General features: G+C 75.8%; 16 protein-coding genes. 3 read left to right on the top strand and 13 right to left on the bottom strand.

Translation table 11 applies throughout. The features are described 5' to 3' along the window. Window positions 1–20 precede the first annotated feature (20 nt). Window positions 21–1415, bottom strand: coding sequence for an NAD-dependent malic enzyme (locus tag HOP40_RS23450; RefSeq protein WP_172162003.1), 1395 nt, complete (start codon window positions 1413–1415; stop codon window positions 21–23). Window positions 1416–1547: 132 nt separating this feature from the next. Between HOP40_RS23450 and HOP40_RS23445 the strand changes: the two genes are divergently transcribed. Together HOP40_RS23445 and HOP40_RS23440 are read left to right on the top strand one after the other, a co-directional pair. Beyond that, window positions 1548–3653: an elongation factor G-like protein EF-G2 gene (locus HOP40_RS23445; protein ID WP_172162001.1), complete on the top strand. Its 2106-nt coding sequence runs from the start codon at window positions 1548–1550 to the stop codon at window positions 3651–3653. A 61-nt stretch (window positions 3654–3714) separates the two neighbouring features. Continuing rightward, entirely contained in the window at window positions 3715–4899 is a 1185-nt protein-coding gene (locus HOP40_RS23440; protein WP_205346889.1) for an MFS transporter, read from the top strand. Here the strand turns inward: HOP40_RS23440 and HOP40_RS23435 are convergent. The 3 genes from HOP40_RS23435 to HOP40_RS23425 are packed head-to-tail and all read right to left on the bottom strand — an operon-like array spanning window position 4868 to window position 7300. Beyond that, window positions 4868–6268: an SDR family oxidoreductase gene (locus HOP40_RS23435; RefSeq protein ID WP_240157232.1), complete on the bottom strand. Its 1401-nt coding sequence runs from the start codon at window positions 6266–6268 to the stop codon at window positions 4868–4870. The two genes, HOP40_RS23440 and HOP40_RS23435, sit on opposite strands and share 32 nt — an antisense overlap. 26 nt (window positions 6269–6294) lie before the next feature. After that, a complete protein-coding gene (locus HOP40_RS23430; protein ID WP_172161997.1) occupies window positions 6295–6603 on the bottom strand; it encodes an AzlD domain-containing protein in 309 nt (102 codons plus the stop codon). A gap of 13 nt (window positions 6604–6616) precedes the next feature. Continuing rightward, a complete protein-coding gene (locus tag HOP40_RS23425; protein ID WP_172161996.1) occupies window positions 6617–7300 on the bottom strand; it encodes an AzlC family ABC transporter permease in 684 nt (227 codons plus the stop codon). A 53-nt stretch (window positions 7301–7353) separates the two neighbouring features. Here HOP40_RS23425 and HOP40_RS23420 point away from each other — a divergent pair, with 53 nt between their 5' ends. Next, the gene (locus HOP40_RS23420; protein ID WP_172161994.1) at window positions 7354–7908 is read left to right on the top strand and encodes a helix-turn-helix domain-containing protein; all 555 of its coding nucleotides are present in this window, start codon (window positions 7354–7356) and stop codon (window positions 7906–7908) included. Between the two features lie 947 nt (window positions 7909–8855). Here the strand turns inward: HOP40_RS23420 and HOP40_RS36485 are convergent. From HOP40_RS36485 to HOP40_RS23375, 9 genes are all read right to left on the bottom strand, one after another. Then, window positions 8856–10514 (bottom strand): glycoside hydrolase family 16 protein, encoded by a 1659-nt coding sequence (locus tag HOP40_RS36485; RefSeq protein WP_172161992.1) that lies wholly within the window; start codon window positions 10512–10514, stop codon window positions 8856–8858. A 130-nt stretch (window positions 10515–10644) separates the two neighbouring features. Further along, window positions 10645–11577, bottom strand: a complete 933-nt coding sequence (gene pdxS / locus HOP40_RS23410; protein WP_275691305.1) for a pyridoxal 5'-phosphate synthase lyase subunit PdxS — start codon at window positions 11575–11577, stop codon at window positions 10645–10647. Window positions 11578–11601: 24 nt separating this feature from the next. After that, window positions 11602–12129 carry an NUDIX hydrolase gene (locus HOP40_RS23405; protein WP_240157231.1) on the bottom strand — a complete coding sequence of 176 codons (528 nt, stop codon included), beginning with the start codon at window positions 12127–12129 and terminating at the stop codon, window positions 11602–11604. Between the two features lie 46 nt (window positions 12130–12175). Further along, window positions 12176–13282, bottom strand: a complete 1107-nt coding sequence (locus HOP40_RS23400) for a glycosyltransferase family 4 protein (protein WP_172168956.1) — start codon at window positions 13280–13282, stop codon at window positions 12176–12178. Between the two features lie 5 nt (window positions 13283–13287). After that, window positions 13288–14178, bottom strand: a complete 891-nt coding sequence (locus HOP40_RS23395; RefSeq protein WP_172161991.1) for a phosphatidylinositol mannoside acyltransferase — start codon at window positions 14176–14178, stop codon at window positions 13288–13290. After that, entirely contained in the window at window positions 14175–14798 is a 624-nt protein-coding gene (gene pgsA, locus HOP40_RS23390) for a phosphatidylinositol phosphate synthase (RefSeq protein WP_172161990.1), read from the bottom strand. The genes HOP40_RS23395 and pgsA overlap by 4 nt, the downstream gene beginning before the upstream one ends. A gap of 36 nt (window positions 14799–14834) precedes the next feature. Continuing rightward, window positions 14835–15407, bottom strand: coding sequence for an HIT family protein (locus HOP40_RS23385; RefSeq protein ID WP_172161989.1), 573 nt, complete (start codon window positions 15405–15407; stop codon window positions 14835–14837). Window positions 15408–15418: 11 nt separating this feature from the next. Next, a complete protein-coding gene (gene thrS / locus HOP40_RS23380; RefSeq protein WP_172161988.1) occupies window positions 15419–17497 on the bottom strand; it encodes a threonine--tRNA ligase in 2079 nt (692 codons plus the stop codon). Window positions 17498–17601: 104 nt separating this feature from the next. After that, window positions 17602–18993, bottom strand: a complete 1392-nt coding sequence (locus tag HOP40_RS23375) for a hypothetical protein (RefSeq protein WP_172161987.1) — start codon at window positions 18991–18993, stop codon at window positions 17602–17604. Window positions 18994–19101 lie beyond the last annotated feature (108 nt).

Raw genomic sequence — 19101 nt, 5'->3', positions numbered from 1 at the left:
CCCGCGACCGGGGACCGTCGTCACACCGGCGCGACGTCCTTCTTCGCCGTCGCCGCCCGCACGGCCTCCGCGACGGCCGGCGCCACCGACGCGTCGAACACGCTGGGCACGATGAAGCTCGCGTTGGGCTCGGTGACCACGTCGGCGATCGCCGCCGACGCGGCGAGCAGCATGGCGTCGGTGATGTCGCGGGCCTGGGCGTCGAGCAGGCCGCGGAACACCCCGGGGAACGCGAGCACGTTGTTGATCTGGTTCGGGTAGTCCGACCGCCCCGTCGCGACGACCGCCGCGTGCTGCAGCGCGACCGCCGGGTCGACCTCGGGGTCGGGGTTGGCCAGCGCGAACACCACGGCGTCGGGCGCCATCGTCGCGAGCTCGTCGGCGCCGAACAGGTTGGGCGCCGAGACGCCGATGAACACGTCGGCCCCGACCAGGGCGTCGGCGAGGGTGCCGGAGGTGCCCGAGCGGTTCGTCATCGAGGCGATGGACGACAGGTTGTCGTCGAGGCCGGGGCGGTCGGCGTGCACGATCCCGTCGATGTCGACGGCGAGCACGTCGCCGGGCGAGCCCGACTGCAGCAGCCGGATGATCGCCGACCCCGCCGCGCCGACGCCGCACACCACGACCCTGCAGTCGGTCAGCTTCTTGTCGACGACGCGCAGCGCGTTGCGCAGCGCCCCGAGGACGACGACGGCGGTGCCGTGCTGGTCGTCGTGGAAGACGGGGATGTCGAGCATCTCGCGCAGCCGCGCCTCGATCTCGAAGCAGCGCGGCGCGGCGATGTCCTCGAGGTTGATGCCGCCGTAGGCCGGGGCGAGGATCTGGACGGTCCGGATGATCTCCTCGGTGTCCTGGGTGTCCAGGCAGACCGGCCACGCGTCCACGCCCGCGAAGCGCTTGAACAGCGCCGCCTTGCCCTCCATCACCGGCATCGCGGCGGCCGCGCCGAGGTTGCCCAGGCCGAGCACCGCCGACCCGTCGGTGACGACGGCGACGGTGTTGCGCTTGATCGTCAGCCGCCGCGCGTCGGCCGGGTTGGCCGCGATCGCCTGGCAGATCCGGGCGACGCCGGGGGTGTAGGCGCGGGAGAGGTCGTCGCGGTTGCGCAGACTGACCTTCGACTGCACCTCGAGCTTGCCGCCCAGGTGCAGCAGGAACGTCCGGTCGGAGACCTTGCGGACGTGCACGCCGGGCAGCGCCTCCAGCGCCGCGGTGATCTCCTGCGCGTGCGCCTCGTTCAGCGCGTTGCACGAGATGTCGACGACGAGCGTGGAGGTGGCCGCCTCGACCACGTCGAACGCGGTGACGACACCCCCCACACGCCCGACGGCCATCGTGAGGTCGCCTGCCGCGCTCGCGGACGACGGGACCTCGACGCGGGCGGTGATCGCATAACCGGGACCGGGGACTGCCACGGGCCGCACCCTACCGCCGTCCCCGGGACCCTCCGGGTTCTGTCCGTTGTGGTCCCGCCGCCGGAGCCCTTGTCCCGCGACGGGCGACGGGTGTGAGATGGAGCACACGTCGACGGGGACGAGGTGGTCACCATGGCCGGCAGAGCATCGGGCGCACGGACGCGGACGGTGACGGCACCCGTCTCCCCCGCGCAGATCCGCAACGTGGTCCTGGTCGGGCCCTCCGGGTCGGGGAAGACGACGCTGGTCGAGGCGCTGCTCGCGCACACCGGCACGGTCCCGCGGGCGGGTTCGGTCGCCGACGGCACGACGGTCTGCGACCACGACCCCGCCGCGGTCCGCCAGCAGCGCTCGGTCGCGCTGTCCGTGGCGCCGGTCGTCCACGACGGCATCAAGATCAACCTGATCGACACCCCCGGTTACGGCGACTTCGTCGGCGAGCTCCGCGCGGGGCTGCGCGCCGCCGACGCCGCGCTGTTCGTCGTCGCCGCCGACGAGGGGCGCGAGGGCCGCATCGACCCCGCGACGGTCGCGCAGTGGGAGGAGTGCGCGGCGGTCGGGATGCCGCGGGCCGTGGTCGTCGCCCGGTGCGACGGGCCCCGCGCCGACCTGGAGGCCACCATCGCCGCCTGCCAGGCGTCCTTCGGCGACGGCGTCGCGCCGCTCTACCTCCCGATCCGCATCGGTGAGCGGCTCACCGGCATCTACGGCCTGCTCTCCCGCACCCCGGCCGGGCAGGCGCCGCCCGGCTCGCGCGAGGCGCGGGCGTCGCTGATCGAGGGGATCATCGAGCAGTCCGAGGACGAGTCGCTGATGGAGCGCTACCTCGGCGGCGAGGACATCGAGTTCGCGACGCTGGTCGACGACCTGGAGACGGCGGTCGCGCGCGGTGCCTTCCACCCCGTCGTCCCGGTGTGCGCGGCGGGCGGGATCGGGCTGGACGCGCTGCTGGAGGTGCTCGCGGGCGGGTTCCCGTCGCCGCTCGAGCACCCGCTGCCGGCCGTGTCCGGCGTCGACGGCAGCCCGCACGAGCCGCTGACGGCCGACCCCGACGGCCCGCTCGCCGCGGAGGTCGTGCGGACCGCGGCCGACGCGTACGTCGGGCGGGTGTCGCTGGTCCGCGTGTTCTCCGGGACGCTGCGGCCCGACACCGTCGTGCACGTGAGCGGCCACACCGCGGTGCCCCGCCAGCGCGGCGGCGAGCACGACCACGACGACGACGAGCGGCTCGCGCACGTCCACGTCCCGCTCGGGGCCGCGCTCCACGAGGTCGACGCCGTGGTGGCCGGCGACATCGCGGCGCTGACGAAGCTGGGGTCGGCCGAGACCGGCGACACGGTCTCCGACGCCGCCCACCCGCTGCTGCTGTCGTGCTGGAACCTGCCCGAGCCGCTGCTGCCCGTGGCCGTCGTCCCGCGGACCCGCGGCGACGAGGACGCGCTGGTGCGCACGCTGGGCCGGATCGTCGCCGCCGACCCGACGCTCGTGCTCGAGCGCAACCCCGAGACCCACCAGACCGTGCTGTGGTGCATGGGCGAGGCGCACGCCGACGTGGTGCTGTCGCGGCTGCGCGCGGGCGGCGCGGGCGGTTCCGGGATCGGCGTCGACACCGAGCCGGTGCGGGTGCCGATGCGCGTCACGCTCGCCGGGTCCGCGCGCGTCACCGGGCGGCACGTCAAGCAGAGCGGCGGGCACGGGCAGTACGCGGTGTGCCACGTCGAGTTCGAGCCGCTGCCGCGCGGTGCGGGGTTCGAGTTCCGGTCCGCCGTCGTCGGCGGGTCGGTGCCGACGCAGTTCGTGCCCAGCGTCGAGAAGGGCATCCGCGCCCAGCTCGAGCGGGGTCTGGACGACGAGCGCCACCCCGTCGTCGACGTCCGCGCGACGCTCGTCGACGGCAAGGCCCACTCCGTCGACTCCTCGGACGCGGCGTTCCAGACCGCGGGCGCGCTGGCGCTGCGCGAGGCCGCGGCGGCGTGCGGCACGGTGCTGCTGGAGCCGTTCGACGAGGTCGTCGTCCGCATCCCCGACGAGCACCTGGGCGCGGTGCTCGGTGACCTCTCGGCCCGGCGCGGGCGCGTCCTCGGCACCGAGGTCGCCGGGCCGGGCCGCAGCGTCGTGCGCGCGGAGGTGCCGTGCACCGAGCTCCTGCGCTACGCCGTCGACCTGCGCGCGACGACGTCGGGCACCGCCACCTTCACCCGCGGGTTCGCGCGGTACGACGTGGCCACCGACCCGTGAGTGGTTAGGAGTGCTGCAGCACTCGTATCCACTCACGGGGGTGATGGCGCATGATGGCCCGGTGCGACGGAGCGCGGTGCTGAGGCTGTGGACGGCCGTGTTCGTGGTGGCCTTCGGGACGAACGTGCCCACACCGCTGCTGCTGGTCTACCGCGACCTGCTCGGCCTGTCCTCCGACGCCCTGACCGGCGCGTTCGGCGTCTACGCGGCCGGGCTCGTGCCCGCTCTGCTGCTCGCCGGCCCGGCGTCGGACCGCTTCGGGCGGCGCCCGGTCGTCGTGCCGTTCGTGGTGCTGTCGATCGTCACCTCGCTGCTGTTCCTGGGGGCGTCGGGGTCGGTCGTGCTGCTGTTCGTCGGGCGGTTCCTGCAGGGTGCGGTGTCGGGCGTGGTGTTCAGCGTCGGCACGGCGTGGCTCGGCGAGCTCATCGGCGAGTCCGCCCGCGCCGCCCGCCTCACCACCGCGGCGCTCGGCGGCGGCTGGGCGATCGGGCCGCTCGTGTCGGGGCTGATGGCGCAGTGGCTGCCGCTGCCGACGGTGCTGCCCTACCTCGTGCACGTGGTGCTGATGGTCGTCGGGCTGGTGCTGCTGCCGAGCGTCCCGGAGACGCTCGCACCCGCCGACCGCCGCCGCGGGAAGATCGTCGACCTCGGCGTCCCGCCCGGCGCGCGCACGGCGTTCGCGCTGGTCGTGCTGCCCGTCGCGATCGGGGTGTTCACGTTCCCGTCCACCGCCGTCACGGTCCTGCCACTGCTGCTCACGCCGTCGATGCCCGAGATCGCGGTGGCGATCACCGGGCTCGTGGCCGGGGTGACGCTGCTGACGGGGGTGTTCGCGCAGCCGCTGGGGCGCCGCATCGGCTACGTCGCCGCCGGGCCCACAGGCCTGGCCATCGGCGCCGTCGGGTTCGGACTGGCGCTGGTCGGGGTGGGCACCGGGGCGTGGCCGCTGCTGGTGCCGGTGGCGCTGCTGCTCGGCGTCGGCTACGGGCTGTGCCTGGCCGCCGGGCTGACGATGGTCGGCGAGCTCGCCTCCCCCACCGCCCGCGGCGCCCTCACCGGCACCTTCTACGCCTGCGCCTACCTCGGTTTCGGGGTGCCGCTGCTGCTCTCGGTGGCCGGTGGGGCCGGCGGCTTCACGCGCCCGCTCGCCGTGCTGACGGTGATCGTCGCCGTGGCCGCGGCGCTGCTGGCGCTGCCCGCGGCCCGGCGGCTGGTCAGGCCGGCCGTGCCCGTCGACGCGCGGTAGTACCGGCCACCCCGGCGATCGTCCGGGCCATCACGCCGAACACGAACTCGTGCGCGGGGAGCTGGGCGTACCAGTAGGCGCGGCCGGCGAGGCCGTCGGGCAGGAAGCGCACGGTCTGGACGTAGCGGCTGCTCACGGCGTCGACGGGCTCGGCGCGCAGCTCCAGGAACACCGTCCCGGGCAGCTTGGTCTCCGCGCGCAGCGTGAGCGAGCGGCCCTCGTCGACGTCCTCGACGCGCCACCAGTCCAGCGCCGCCCCCTTCTCCAGCCGCGCCGGGGTCGTGCGCCGGGCGCCGACGCCGCCGAGCAGCCGGTCGATCCCGCCGCGCAGCGCCCACACGCCGGGCACCGTGTACCAGCCGTTGTCGCCGCCGATGCCGCGGACGACGTCCCACAGCACGCCCGCGGGAGCGTCGACGGACTCGACGTGCGCGCTGTCGAGCTCGGGCTCGGGCGGGTCGGTGGCGACACGACCGGCGGCGCCCTCCTCGGCCAGCGCGCGGCGGACGGCCTCGGCGTAGGGGGTGGGGCCACCGGGCGGCGGACCGTTCGGCGGGTCGTCCCGGACGATCAGGTCGTGGGCCATCGACTCCAGCAGCGGGCCGGCCAGGTGCCGGTCGACGGGGGTCAGCGCCTGCACCGCGCGGGCGAGCAGCCGCGGCGCGCTGACCGGCACCGGCAGTGCCACCGGCCGCAGCCGACCCGCCACCGTGGCGAAGCCGGTCATCAGCTCGCGGAAGGACAGGACCTCCGCGCCGCCGATGTCGAAGGTGCGGTTGACGTCGTCGGGGAGCTCCAGGCAGGCGGTGAGGTGGTAGAGCACGTCGTCGATGCCGATGGGCTGCACGGCGTTCCACGCGCGGTCGGGCAGGGGCAGGACCGGCGAGAGCGTGGCGAGGTGGCGGATCATCTCGAAGCTCGCCGACCCCGCGCCGACGACGATCCCGGCCTGCAGGACCGCGGCCGGCACCGGACCGGCCAGCAGCGCCTCGCCGGTCTCGCGGCGGGAGGCGAGGTGCTCGGAGTTGGCGTCACCGGCCGGTTGGAGCCCGCCGAGGTAGACGACGCGCCGCACGCCCGCGGCCCCCGCGGCGGCGGCGAGCTGCTCGGCGGCGCGGCGGTCGCGGTCGGCGTAGCCCGGGCCGTCCATGGAGTGCACGAGGTAGAACACGGCGTCGATGCCGCGGCAGGCGCGGTCGGCCGCCGACGAGACGTCGCCGACGACGCGGTCGACGTCGTCGGCCCACGGCAGCCGGTCGAGCTTGGCCTCGTCGCGCACCAGCACCCGCACGGCGTGGCCGGCGGTGCGCAGGTGGGGCACGAGCCGGGCGCCGACGTAGCCGGTCGCCCCGATCACCAGACAGTGCACCCGCCGAGCCTCCCCTACGGGAGCGGTCACGGCACCCCGAGGAGGCGCAGGCCCGCGGTCGTGGCGGCGGCCAGCACCACGACCAGCACGAACGGCACCCGCCGCCACGCCGCGACCGCCCCGACGGCCACGCCGCCGGTGCGCGCCCAGCCGGCGAACCCGCCGTCCTGGGTCAGGGCGGCCGTGGCCAGGAGGGCGACGAGCAGGGCGGTGGCGCCGAGGTCGAGCAGGCGCTCGGTGCGCGGCGAGAGCGGCATCCGCTCGCGCAGCACGAGCCCGGCCAGGCGCAGCAGGTAGGTGCCGGCGGCGAGCACGAGGACGGCGGTCCAGGTCATCGGGGCCTCCCGCTCATCGGGGCCTCCCGGCGGCGGCGGGCGCCGTCGGGGCCCTCCCCGCGGCGGCCAGGCCGAGGAGCCCGACCAGCACCGGCAGGCCCGGGGGCAGGAACGGCGTGGCGACCAGCGCGACCGCGGCGGCGGCCAGCCCGACCCGCCGCGCGTCGGCCTCGCGCAGCGCCGGGACCAGCAGCGCGAGCAGCGCGGCCGGGAAGGCGGCGTCGATGCCGAACGCGTCGGTGTCGGGCACCGCCGCCCCGGCCAGCACGCCGACCACCGTCCCGACGTTCCAGAAGACGAACAGCGCGGCCCCGCACATCCAGAACGCGCGGCGGGCGCCGTCGCCGCGGGACCGGGCGAAGGCGACCGACTCGTCGATCAGGACGTGCGCACCGACCAGCCGCGCGGGCCACGAGGTGCCGACCACCGGGGCCATCGCCAGCCCGAACGGCAGGTGCCGGGCGTTGATCAGCAGCCCGGCGACGACCGCGGCCACCGGGCTCCCGCCCGCCGCGACCACGCTCACGACCAGGAACTGCGAGCCGCCGGCGAACACGAGCAGCGACATCCCCGACGCCAGCGCGAGCGGGATCCCCGCCGCGGCGGCGAGCGCGCCGAACGACGCCCCGACCACCCCGACGGCGGAGGCGAGCGCGAGCACGTCGCGCAGACCGTCCGTTCGATTCAGCGAACGCATGTCGCTTATGCTGAACACCCAACCGGTGTTCGTCAACCCGAACGTGGAGACCGATGGAACGAACAGCTCCCCTGGCCGCCATCGCCGCCGCGCTGCGCCGCGAGCGCGAGCGGATGGGCCTGTCGCTGACCGAGCTCGCGCGGCGGGCCGGGATCGCGAAGTCGACGCTCTCACAGCTGGAGTCCGGCACCGGCAACCCGAGCGTCGAGACGCTGTGGGCGATCGCCGTAGTGCTCGACGTGCCGTTCAGCCGGCTGGTCGACCCGGTCGAGTCGCCGGTCCGGGTGATCCGCGCGGGCGAGGGCCTCGCCCTCCCGTCCGAGCACGCCCCGTTCACCGGCACCCTGCTCGCCGCCTGCCCTCCCGGGGCGCGGCGCGATCTGCACGTCATCACCGCGGAGCCCGGCGCGGCGCGCGAGGCGCACGCCCACATCCGCGGGACGACCGAGCACCTGCTCGTCACGGCGGGTCGGTGGCGGGCGGGGCCGACGGGTGGGGAGGTGGAGCTGGGGGTGGGCGACTACGCCCGCTTCCCCGGCGACCGCCCGCACCTCTACCAGGCACTGGTCCCCGGGTCGGGGGCGGTGCTGGTGATGGAGTACGTGTGATGGTGGCACTGGGGGGCTGACGTCGCACTCCCGGTGATCGCCGCGGAGTTCGCGGGGCGGGCAGCGGATGCAGGTGGCGGTGGTGGGAACGGGGTGTGGACGTCCGGGGGTGCGGTCACCGTGAGCCGCGAGTGGTGGCCGAGCCACATCGGGCCGGGCTGGCGCACGCCCGGCCATCACCGACACCCCATCGACCTTGATCGCGGTTCGCCGCACACCACGGTCGCCTCACAGACGCTCAGGTGCGGTGGACGGCGATCACGGCGGCGGTGATCATCGAAATCGCACCGCCACGGGCGGTCGGACGACCGCTGTGGCGCACTTCCGGCGATCACCGGGCGTCCGCCGTCGCACACCGGGTGCGTGCTCCGCACACCGGTTGCAGGTGATGTGGCGGTGGCAGGACCGGTGTGTGGACCGTCCGGCGGCCGGGTCCGCCCACCGCGAGCCGCCAGTGGTGGCCGAGCCAATCGGGCCGGGCTGACGCACGCCCGGTGGTCAGCCACCGACACCGCACCCATCGGCCTTGATCGCGGTCCGCCGCACACCACGGTCGCCTCCCGGACGCTCAGGTGCGGTGGACGGCGATCACAGCGGCGGTGATCGTCGAAACCGCACCGCCACGGTCGGTCGGACGACCACCACGGCGCACTTCCGGCGATCACCGCGGCGTCCGCGCCTCGCACACCGGTTCCGTACCCCGCACACCCGCTGCAGTCGGTGTGCCGGGGACGGGACTGGTGTGTGGACGGTCGGCTTCTCGGCCGCCGCGTGTCCGGAGGGCGCCGGCCTGACCCGCCGGTTGCCCGGGCCGCCGGCCCCCGGACGACGTCGAGCCCCGATCGCCGGTTCGGGCGGCGATCGGGGCTCGCGCACCGGTTCCGTCCACCGCACCGGTTGCTGTCGGTGTGGAGATCGGAATCGGTGTGTAGGCGCAGGGTAGGCGATCAGCCGCGGGGTGCGGCGACCGCGTGGCCGACGATGCCGGGGCGGGCGGGGAGGTCGGGGGCGCCCTCGGCGAGGCGGACCCCCTCGGTCCTGGTCATGCCCTCGGTCGCCGCGGGGGTGTCTGCGGGTGCCGTCGGGTCCGCGGGTGCCGTCGCGTCGGCGGGTGCCGTCGCGTCGGTGAGTGCCGTCGGGTCGGCGGGGACAGCGGCAGGGGTGATCGCGTCGGACGGGGTGGTCGCATCGGACGGGGTGGTCGCATCGGCCGGGGTGGTCGCATCGGCCGGGGCGGTCGCATCGGCCGGGGCGGTCGTGTCGGCGGGAGGGGTGGCGTCAGCGGGGGTGCCGGGGGCGGCGGAGGTGCCGGGGGCGGACGGGGCCGCTGCGTCGGCCGGGGGCGCAGGGTCCGTCGTCGCCGGGGTGGTCGGGAGGGCGTACTGGCGGACCCAGTCGACCTGCATCGAGGACTCCTGGACGGTCTCGCCGCCGGTGGGGAACCAGTCGAGCTGGACGCACAGGTGCATGGGGCCCGAGGGCAGGAGGGTGGGGTCGTCGAGGCGCCACCACTCGGTGCCGTCGACGTAGGTGGTGACGGAGGTGGGGGTCCACTCGACGGCCCAGGTGTGCCAGGCGGTGCCGTCGACCGCGACCTCAGCGGTCTCCGCCGCCGACCCGCCGCCGGGGTGGACGAAGGCGTTGGCGGTCTGGCGGGTGGGGTCGAGGACCTCGAGGAAGTCGATCTCCTGACCGGCGGCGGCCGGGTCGTCGGGCCAGAGCAGCAGGACCGGGTTGTACGACGGGTCGCCGGCGGGGGTGCGCACCCGCGCCTCCCACCGCCCGTACTCCTGGCCCGTGCTCCACGCCATGCCGCCGGTGTTGCCGGCGGCGTCCCCGGTGATCGTGAGGACGCCGTCGGAGACGCTCAGGGCGTCGGCGGTCCGGGTGCCCTGACCGTCGAAACCGGTGCCGGAGTAGACGCGCCAGTCGCCGCCGAGGGCGCCGTCGAACTCGTCGGCCAGCGCGGGGGCGCCCCAGCCGAGCGCCTCGGCCGCGGTGGGCGTGGCGCAGGCGGCGCCGGCCGAGGCGGCGGCATCCGCCGGAGCAGTCGCGTCCGCGGGGGCGGCGGTGTCGGCCGGTGCCTCGTCGGTGGCGTCGTCGGAGGGGGTGTCGTCGGAGGAGGTGTTGTCGTCGGCCTGGTCGTCACCCGAGGCGTCGTCACCCGAGGCGTCGTCACCCGAGGCGTCGTCACCCGAGGCGTCGTCACCCGAGGCGTCGTCACCCGAGGCGTCGTCACCCGAGGCGTCGTCACCCGAGGCGTCGTCGTCGGAGCTGTCGGCGGGGTCCTCGTCGGCGGGGTCATCCTCCGAGGCGGAGTCGTCGGCCGGGTCCTCGTCAGCCGAGTCGTCGGAAGGCGCTTCGTCGTCCGAGTCCCCCGAGTCGTCGTCCGAGCCCGAGTCGTCGTCGGCCGGCTCCTCGTCGCCCGAGTCGTCGGAGGAGTCCCCCGGGTCGGCGGAGTCGTCCGGCTCGTCCGACGCCCCACCCTCCACTCCCCCGGCCACGCACTCCCCCGCCGGAGGGGCGGGCTGGGCGGCCTGCGCCACCACGGACCCGCTCAGCAGCGCGAGGGCCACCAGGCCACCCACCGTCACCTGTCGCCTCATGCGTCTCTCCGTCCCCATCAGTCACATCGACGGGGCCGACGTTAGGCGCAGTGCGTGACTCCGGACGGCCGCGTCACACCATCGGGCCGGGTCCTCACTCGGTCCGGGGCACGCAGCGTGAGAGAACGGGTTACCAGCCGCGGCCGGCGTAGCGCTGCTCGGGCGGGAGCTGGTCGATGTTGATGCCGACCATCGCCTCGCCGAGACCGCGCGAGACCTTCGCGATGACGTCGGGGTCGTCGAAGAAGGTGGTCGCCTTGACGATCGCCTCGGCGCGCTGGGCCGGGTCGCCCGACTTGAAGATGCCCGAGCCGACGAACACGCCCTCGGCGCCGAGCTGCATCATCATCGCGGCGTCGGCGGGGGTGGCGATGCCGCCCGCGGTGAACAGGACGACGGGCAGCTTGCCGGCCGCCGCGACCTCGCGGACCAGCTCGACCGGCGCCCGCAGCTCCTTGGCCGCGACCCACAGCTCGGCCTCGTCGAGTGCGGCGAGCTTGCGGATCTCGCCGCGGATCGACCGCATGTGCCGCGTGGCCTCGACGACGTTGCCGGTGCCGGCCTCGCCCTTCGAGCGGATCATCGCCGCGCCCTCGGAGATGCGACGCAGGGCCTCACCGAGGTTGGTGGCGCCGCAGACGAAGGGCACCGTGTACGCCCACTTGTCGATGTGGTGCGCCTCGTCGGCGGGGGTGAGGACCTCGGACTCGTCGACGTAGTCGACGCCGAGCGACTGCAGCACCTGCGCCTCGACGAAGTGCCCGATGCGGGCCTTGGCCATGACCGGGATCGAGACGGCGTCGACGATGCCCTGGATCATGTCGGGGTCGCTCATGCGGGCGACCCCGCCCTGCGCGCGGATGTCGGCGGGCACGCGCTCCAGCGCCATGACGGCGACGGCGCCGGCGTCCTCCGCGATCTTCGCCTGCGTGGCGTCGACCACGTCCATGATCACGCCGCCCTTGAGCATCTCGGCCATCCCGCGCTTCACGCGCGCGGTGCCCAGCTCGGGGGCGCCGGTGCTGGCGGACTGCGCGGCTGCGGACTGCTCGGGCGACGACACGGTGGTACCTCTCGACGTGCGGTTTCAGGCGGGACGGTGCTCCGATCCTACGTCAGGCCCCGGAGCGGCGCGTCGGGCCGCGGCGGAGGTCACGGCGATGTCGAGGTAGGCCGGCAGCGGGGCCGTACCGGCCAGTCGGAGCCACCGGACGAGCCGCCGCGAGCGCAGGTCGAGGGTGTCGCGCACGGCGTCGTGGTAGACGCTGCGCCCGAGCTCGACGAACCGCTCGGCCTCGGCGAGCTCCGTGCGCAGCGGTGCGGGGAGGGCGGCGCGGTCCAGCACGGCGAGGTGCCGGCCCAGCTCGTTCTCGACGGCCTCCCGCTCCCCGTCGACGCCCGACGCGCGGGCCGCGGCGAACGCCGCGTCCCCCAGCGCACCCCCCGTACACGCGCGCGCAGCCGCCTCCGCCCGCCTCCGCAGCGCCGCGTCCAGCCCGGCGCGGGCGGCGTCCACCCGGACGTGCAGGCGGTGCAGTCGCCGTACCCGCGCGGCCGCCAGCGCGACGACGCACGCGAGCGCCGCCAGCGCGAGCAGGACCAGGAGCGTCGTCACGGCACCCCGACACGGTCGCAGCGGCACCCCGACTCGCGGGGGCTGCTCATCCCGCCCGCCGCCCCGGGTCGGCCGCCAGCGCCGCCCGGTACACGCGCACCACGTCGGCCGCGACGACCCCCCAGTCGTAGGCCGCCACCCGCTCCCGCCCGAGCGCCGAGAGCGCGGCGCGGCGGGGGGCGTCGTCGAGCAGAGCGGCCAGCGCCCGGGCGAGCGCCCCGGCGTCCCCGGCCGGGAACAGCACGCCCGCGGGCCCGAGGACGGCGCGGAACGCGTCGAGGTCGGCGGCCACCACCGGCGTCCCGGCGGCCATCGCCTCGGTGAGCACGATCCCGAAGCTCTCCCCGCCGCGGTGCGGCGCGCACAGCACCCGGACCGAGCGCAGCGCCGCGGCCTTGACGTCGTCGTCGACGGCGCCGAGGACGTCGAGTCGCCCGGCCCACGGGGCCGCCGCACGGCGCAGGGCGTCCGGGTCGCCGCGCCCGACGACGAGCAGCCGCAGGTCGGGGCGGTCGGGTGCGAGCATCGCCAGGGCGTCGAGCAGCACCGGCATGCCCTTGCGCGGCTCGTCGAACCGCCCGACGAACCCGACGGCCTCCCCCGCCACCGGCAGCACCGGACCGTCGGCGAACCGGGCGACGTCGACGCCGTTGGGGATCTCGACCGCGTCCCCGCCGAGGTGGCGCACCTGCACCGCGCGGGCCGTCGGCGACACCGCGATCCGCGCCGTGACCTTCTCCATCAGCGGCCGCAGCACCCCGCCGAACGCGCTGAGGACGCGCGAGCGGTCGGTGGCGGTGTGGAACGTGGCGACGATCGGGCCCTGCGCCGCCAGCAGCGTCAGCACCGACAGGCTGACGGTCGTGGGCTCGTGCAGGTGCAGGACGTCGAACGCGTGCTCGCCCAACCACCGCCGGACCCGCCCGTAGGACACCGGCCCGAACCGCACGCGCGCGACGGACCCGTTGTAGGGCACCGACAGCGCCCGCCCGGCGCGGGTGACGAACGGCGGCACGGGCGTGCCCGGGGACGCGGGGGCCAGCACGTCGACCTCGTGGCCGGCGGCGACGAGCGCGCGCGCGAGGTCGAGGACGTGCGCCTGCACCCCGCCGGCGACGTCGAGCGAGTAGGGGCAGACCATCCCGACCCGGATGCCGTTCACGGCCGGTCCGCGGTCCAGATCGGTTGCAGCATGTGCCAGTCGGCAGGCACGCGCGCCAGCATCGCCCCCAGCGCGTCGGCGACGCCCTGGGTCGCCTTGGCAACGGCGGCGCGGTCGGGCACGGGCACCGGGGCGGCGAACTCCAGCGCCCACCCGTCGGGGGTGAACGAGGGCACCGCGGGCAGCAGCAGGGCGCCGGTGGCCGCGGCGAGGCGCGCGGCGCCCGCGGGCACGCGGGCGGGCTCCCCGCACAGCTCGACGTCGACCCCGGAGCGGCTCATGTCCAGGTCGGAGACCAGGCAGACGACCCCGCCGCCGCGCAGCCGCCGGTGCAGCGCCCGGTAGGCGTGGGCGCCGTCCTGCGCCGCGACGACCTCGAACCCGAGCGACTCCCGGTACGCCACGAACCGCCGGTACAACGACTCCGGCTCCAGCTTCGCCGCGACCGTGGTGAACGCGGGCTCGCGGCCCAGAGCACGCAGCGTCTCGACGAGCCAGACCCCGGCGGCGTCCCAGTTGCCGCTGTGGGTCAGCGCGAACACGACGCCGCGCCCGTTCGCCTGCGCCTCCAGGAACGGCCCGGCGCCGCGGACGTGCGGGTCGGTGCGCCGGTGCACGCCGGCGAGGTCCATCGCGGGCAGCCGGAACACCTCGCACCAGTAGCGGGCGTAGCTGCGCATGGCGTCGCGGACCAGCGCGTCGAGGTCGGCTCCCGGGGCGAGCCGGGCCAGGTTGGCGCGCAGCTGCCGGACGCCGGGCCCGTCGCCGCGGACGGCGCGGTCGGCGCCGAGCCGGAACAGCCGCTGCGCGAGCGGCCCGGGCACCCGGCGCACGCCCGCCCAGCCGGCCGCGTAGCCGGCGTCGACCAGGCGCGGCCGGGCGCTCACGCCTGCCCGGCCGGGGTGGCCTGCTGCGCGCTGCGGTACACCGCGACGATCCGCTGCCCGAACGTCCACACCGACGCCACCGCGAGCAGCCACAGCGCCACGGCCAGCGCGTAGGGGACGCCGAGACCCTCCAGCCCGCTGCCGACGAGGCCGAGGATCAGCCGTTCCGGGCGCTCGACGAGCCCGCCGTCGGCCGACAGCCCGGCCCCCTCGGCCCGCGCCTTGACGTAGGACACCAGCGAGCCGGCGATCAGGCAGATCAGCGCCGCGATCCCGACGAGCCGCTGCTGCCCGATCCCCAGCGCCCACCAGGCCAGCGCGGCGAACAGCGCGCCGTCGGCCAGGCGGTCGCACGTGGAGTCGAGCACCGCCCCGAACGGGCTGTTGCGGCCGCGGGCGCGCGCCATCGCGCCGTCGATCATGTCGAACATCACGAAGAACCAGATGACGAGGGTGCCCACGAAGAGCTCGCCGCGCGGCAGGAACCAGAGCGCCGCCGCGACCGTGCCGACCGTCCCGATCACGGTGACCGCGTTCGGGGTGACCCCGCGCGCGACCAGCCAGCGTCCGAGGGGCTGGACGACGCGGTTGACGTGCACGCGAGCGAAGACGTTGAGCATCGTGCTCCTGCTGCTGGGCCGGGTGGCCACACCAGACTATCGGCGCGGCTCCCAGGCGGAGGCCAGCAGGTCACGGGTCTCGCTGAGCAGCTGCGGGATGACCTTGGTCTGGCCCACCACGGCGATGAAGTTGGCGTCGCCGCCCCACCGCGGGACGACGTGCTGGTGCAGGTGGTCGGCGAGCGACCCGCCCGCGACCGTGCCCAGGTTCAGGCCGACGTTGAACGCGTGCGGCGCCGCCACCCGCTTCATGGTGCGGACGGCCTCCTGCGTGAAGGCCATCAGCTCCCCCGCCTCGTCGTCGGTGAGGTCCTCGAGCTCCGCGACGTGCCGGTAGGGCAGCGCCATGAGGTGGCCCGGGTTGTAGGGGTGCAGGTTGAGCACGGCGTAGACGTGCTCGCCCCGCGCGACGACGAGGCCCTCGCTGTCGGACAGCGACGGGATGCGGCAGAACGGGCAGCCCGTGCCCCCGGCGTCCTTGATGTAGGCCATCCGGTGCGGGGTCCACAGTCGGCGGAACCCGTCGGGCGTGCCGATGCCGTCGCGCGGCTCGAGGTCCGGACCGCCCGCCGGGCCGTCGTCCGCCACCCGGTCCGCACCCTCGCCCATGAGGGCCGATCCTAGGCGCGGCCGGCGGTACCGGCGGCGGTCAGGGCGTCGGCGGTGGGGTTGGCGTTGTTCCGCGCCGCGATCCAGCCCGCGACCATCTCGACGGCGTCGGCCACCGGCACGCCGTTGACCTGCGTGCCGTCGCGGAACCGAAAGCTGACGGCGCCGGCCTCGACGTCGCGCGCACCGGCCAGCAGCATGAACGGCACCTTGGCCAGCGTGTGGGTGCGGATCTTCTTCTGCATCCGGTCGTCGCCCGCGTCGACCTCGACGCGCACGCCCCGCGCCCGCAGCGCCGCGGCGATCTCGCGCACCGCGGGGACCTGTTCGTCGGTGACCGGGATCGCGGCCACCTGCACCGGCGCCAGCCACGCCGGGAACGCCCCGGCGTAGTGCTCGAGCAGCACGCCGAAGAAGCGCTCGATCGAGCCGAACAGCGCGCGGTGGATCATGACGGGCTGCTGGCGGGTGCCGTCGCCGGAGGTGTACTCCAGGTCGAACAGGCCGGGCTCCATGAGGTCGACCTGGATCGTCGAGAGCTGCCAGGTGCGGCCGATCGCGTCCTTGGCCTGGACGCTGATCTTCGGGGCGTAGAACGCGGCGCCGCCCGGGTCGAGGACGAGCTCCAGCCCGCTGGCCTCGGCGGCCTCGCGCAGCGCGTCGGTCGCCATCTCCCAGTCCTCGTCACTGCCGATGGACTTCTCCGGGTCGCGCGTGGAGAGCTCCAGGTAGAAGTCGTCGAGGCCGTAGTCGCGCAGCAGGTCGAGGACGAACTGCAGCAGCGAGCGGATCTCGTCGCCCATCTGCTCACGGCTGCAGTAGATGTGGGCGTCGTCCTGGGTGAAGCCGCGGGCGCGGGTGAGGCCGTGGACGACGCCGGACTTCTCGTAGCGGTACACCGAGCCGAACTCGAACAGCCGCAGCGGCAGCTCGCGGTAGGACCGCCCGCGCGCCCGGTAGATCAGGTTGTGCATCGGGCAGTTCATCGGCTTGAGGTAGTAGTCCTGGCCGGGCTTGCGCACCGCGCCGTCGGCGCCGATCTCGGCGTCGATCTGCATGGGCGGGTACATGCCGTCGGCGTACCAGGCCAGGTGGCCGGAGGTCTCGAACAGCTGCCCCTTGGTGATGTGCGGGGTGTTGACGAACTCGTAGCCCGCCTCCTCGTGGCGGCGGCGCGCGTAGTCCTCCATCTCGCGGCGGATGATCCCGCCCTTGGGGTGGAAGACCGGGAGGCCGGAGCCGATCTCGTCGGGGAACGAGAAGAGGTCGAGCTCGGAGCCCAGGCGGCGGTGGTCGCGCTTCTCGGCCTCGAGCAGCCGGTCGAGGTGCAGGTCGAGCGCCTCGGTCGACTCCCACGCGGTGCCGTAGATGCGCTGCAGCATCGGGTTCTTCTCGCTGCCGCGCCAGTACGCGGCGGCGCTGCGCATGAGCTTGAACGCCGGGATGAACTTGGTGGTGGGCACGTGCGGGCCGCGGCAGAGGTCCGACCAGACGGTCTCGCCGGTGTGGGCGTGCACGTTGTCGTAAGCGGTGAGCTCGGCGCCGCCGACCTCCATGACCTCGCTCGTGTCGACGCCCTTGAGCTCGATCAGCTCCAGCTTGTACGGCTCGTCGGCGAGCTCCTTGCGGGCGTCGTCGAGGGAGTCGTAGCGGCGGCGGGAGAAGCGCTGCCCGGCCTTGATGATCTTCTTCATCGCCGACTCGAGCTTCGTCAGGTCCTCGGGGGTGAAGGGCACCTCGACGTCGAAGTCGTAGTAGAAGCCGTCGACGACGGGCGGCCCGATCCCCAGCTTGGCGTCGGGGCGCAGCTGCTGTACGGCCTGGGCGAGCACGTGCGCCGCGGAGTGGCGGATGACCGAGCGGCCGTCGTCGGTGTCGGCGGCGACCGCCTCGACCTGGGTGTCGGTGTCGGGGGCCCAGGCGAGGTCGCGCAGCTGACCCTCGCCGTCTCCGTCGGGCAGGGTGCGGACGACGACGATCGCGGTCGGCCCGGACGTCGGCAGGCCCGCCTCGCGGACGGCGGCGCCCGCCGTGGTCCCGGCCGGCACCCGGACGGGAGCGGGGGCGGGACGGGGTGCGGGCGCGGACACGGAGGGCCTCCAGGGGGTGGTGCGGACGTCGTCCCGATGCTAGAGGTGCGCCGCCAACGGGTTCCCGCCGCGGCCCCGGTCGGCCCCGGCTCGCCCGGCCCCGGTCAGCTCAGGCGGCGCAGGCCGTCGGCCAGGCGGCGGAGGGTGTCGAGGTCCTTCGCCCACGCGCGGTCGGGCAGGCCGCTGGTGGAGCCGCCGGAGCGGGGGGCGGGCACCGAGCGGACGGTCCCGGTGGCGCGGCGGCGCGGCAGGACCACCGGCGGGGCGTCGGGGCGGCTCAGCTCGGCCAGCGCGACGGCGGCGCGGGCCCCGGCGCCGGAACGGGCCCGGTCGGAGGCGAGCACGGTGAGGGCCGGTTGCTGGCCCGGCGTCGCGGGGCGGGTGCGGCGGGCGGTGGGCGCCGGGTGTGCGGCGTCGGCCTCGGGAGCGTCGGCCTCGGGAGCGTCGGCGTCGGGAGCGCCGGCGTCGGCGGGGCGCGGTAGGGGCAGGGGTCCGGGTCCGGGTCCGGGTCCGGCGGCGTCGGGTCCGGGGGCGCCGGGTCCGGTCGCGCCGGGTCCGGCCAGGGCGGGCTCGGTGGCCGGGTCGGTCCAGGCGGTCGCCGCTGCGTGTGCGGGTGCTGCGGGGCCGGGTGCTGCGGGGGCTGGTCCGGCCGGGGCTGGTCCGGCGGGGGCCGCTCCGGCGGGGGCGGGTCCGGCCGGGGCCTCGGGATGGGCCGGCGTGACCGGCGCGAACAGGCCTCCACCGCCCGTTGGGGCTGGACCCACCATCCGCCGAGGGGGCGCGGTCGGGGGCGACCCTGCGGGCCGTCGCCCGGTCGGGGGCGGGACGGACGGCGGGCCGGCCGCGGGCACGACCGGCACCGCGGTGGTGGGCACGCCGTCGTCCGACGGCGGGTCGACGGGCTCGGCGAGGACCGGACCGTCCTCCCCCACCGCCGGTCCCACAGCCGACCCCACCGCCGACGGGGGCACCCGCGCGGGCAGGACCGGGGCCGGGCCGAACGTGGCGGCGACCGCGGACGGAGCCGGCGGCGGGGCGGCGGGCGAGGTGGCCGACGAGGTGGCGAGCGAGGTGGCGGGAGCGGGACCGGGGACGATCCTGAGCGGCGTGGTCAGGTCCGGGACCGGGTCGGCCGTCACCGCCCGCCGCACCGCGTCCTGCAGGGCCGGGTCGGCCAGGGCCCGGCGCGCGCGGACCGGGTCGGCCCCGAGGTCGAGCCGCAGGTGCACGAACACCCCGGCGACCGGGGCCGGGCGCAGCACGTGCAGCGAGCGGTCGGTGGTGACGAGGACGTCGTCGAGCCCGCCCTCGCCCAGCGCCACGGCCTCGCGCAGCAGGCCGGCCACCGCGGCGGGATCGTCCGGGCCCGACGCCGCGTCGCCCGCCTCGGCGACCACGGAGCCCGCGCGCCCGTCGACGACGCGGACGGTGCGCGCACCGGCGCGGGCCAGCAGCGTCGCCAGGTCGGCGTCGAGGCGGGTCGCGGGAACGGCCATCGCAGCAGCCTCCCGCACGATGCAGGGCCGGGCCATCACCGCCCGTCGGGCACGGCGCGTGGTGCGCCGAACGGCTCGGAGGGGTGACGGAGGAGGGGTCGCAGCCCT

It is taken from the genome of Pseudonocardia broussonetiae, assembly GCF_013155125.1.
GTDB classification, from domain to species: domain Bacteria; phylum Actinomycetota; class Actinomycetes; order Mycobacteriales; family Pseudonocardiaceae; genus Pseudonocardia; species Pseudonocardia broussonetiae.
Note: the sequence above shows the minus strand (reverse complement) of the source record. Positions and strands in the feature narration are given on the sequence as shown.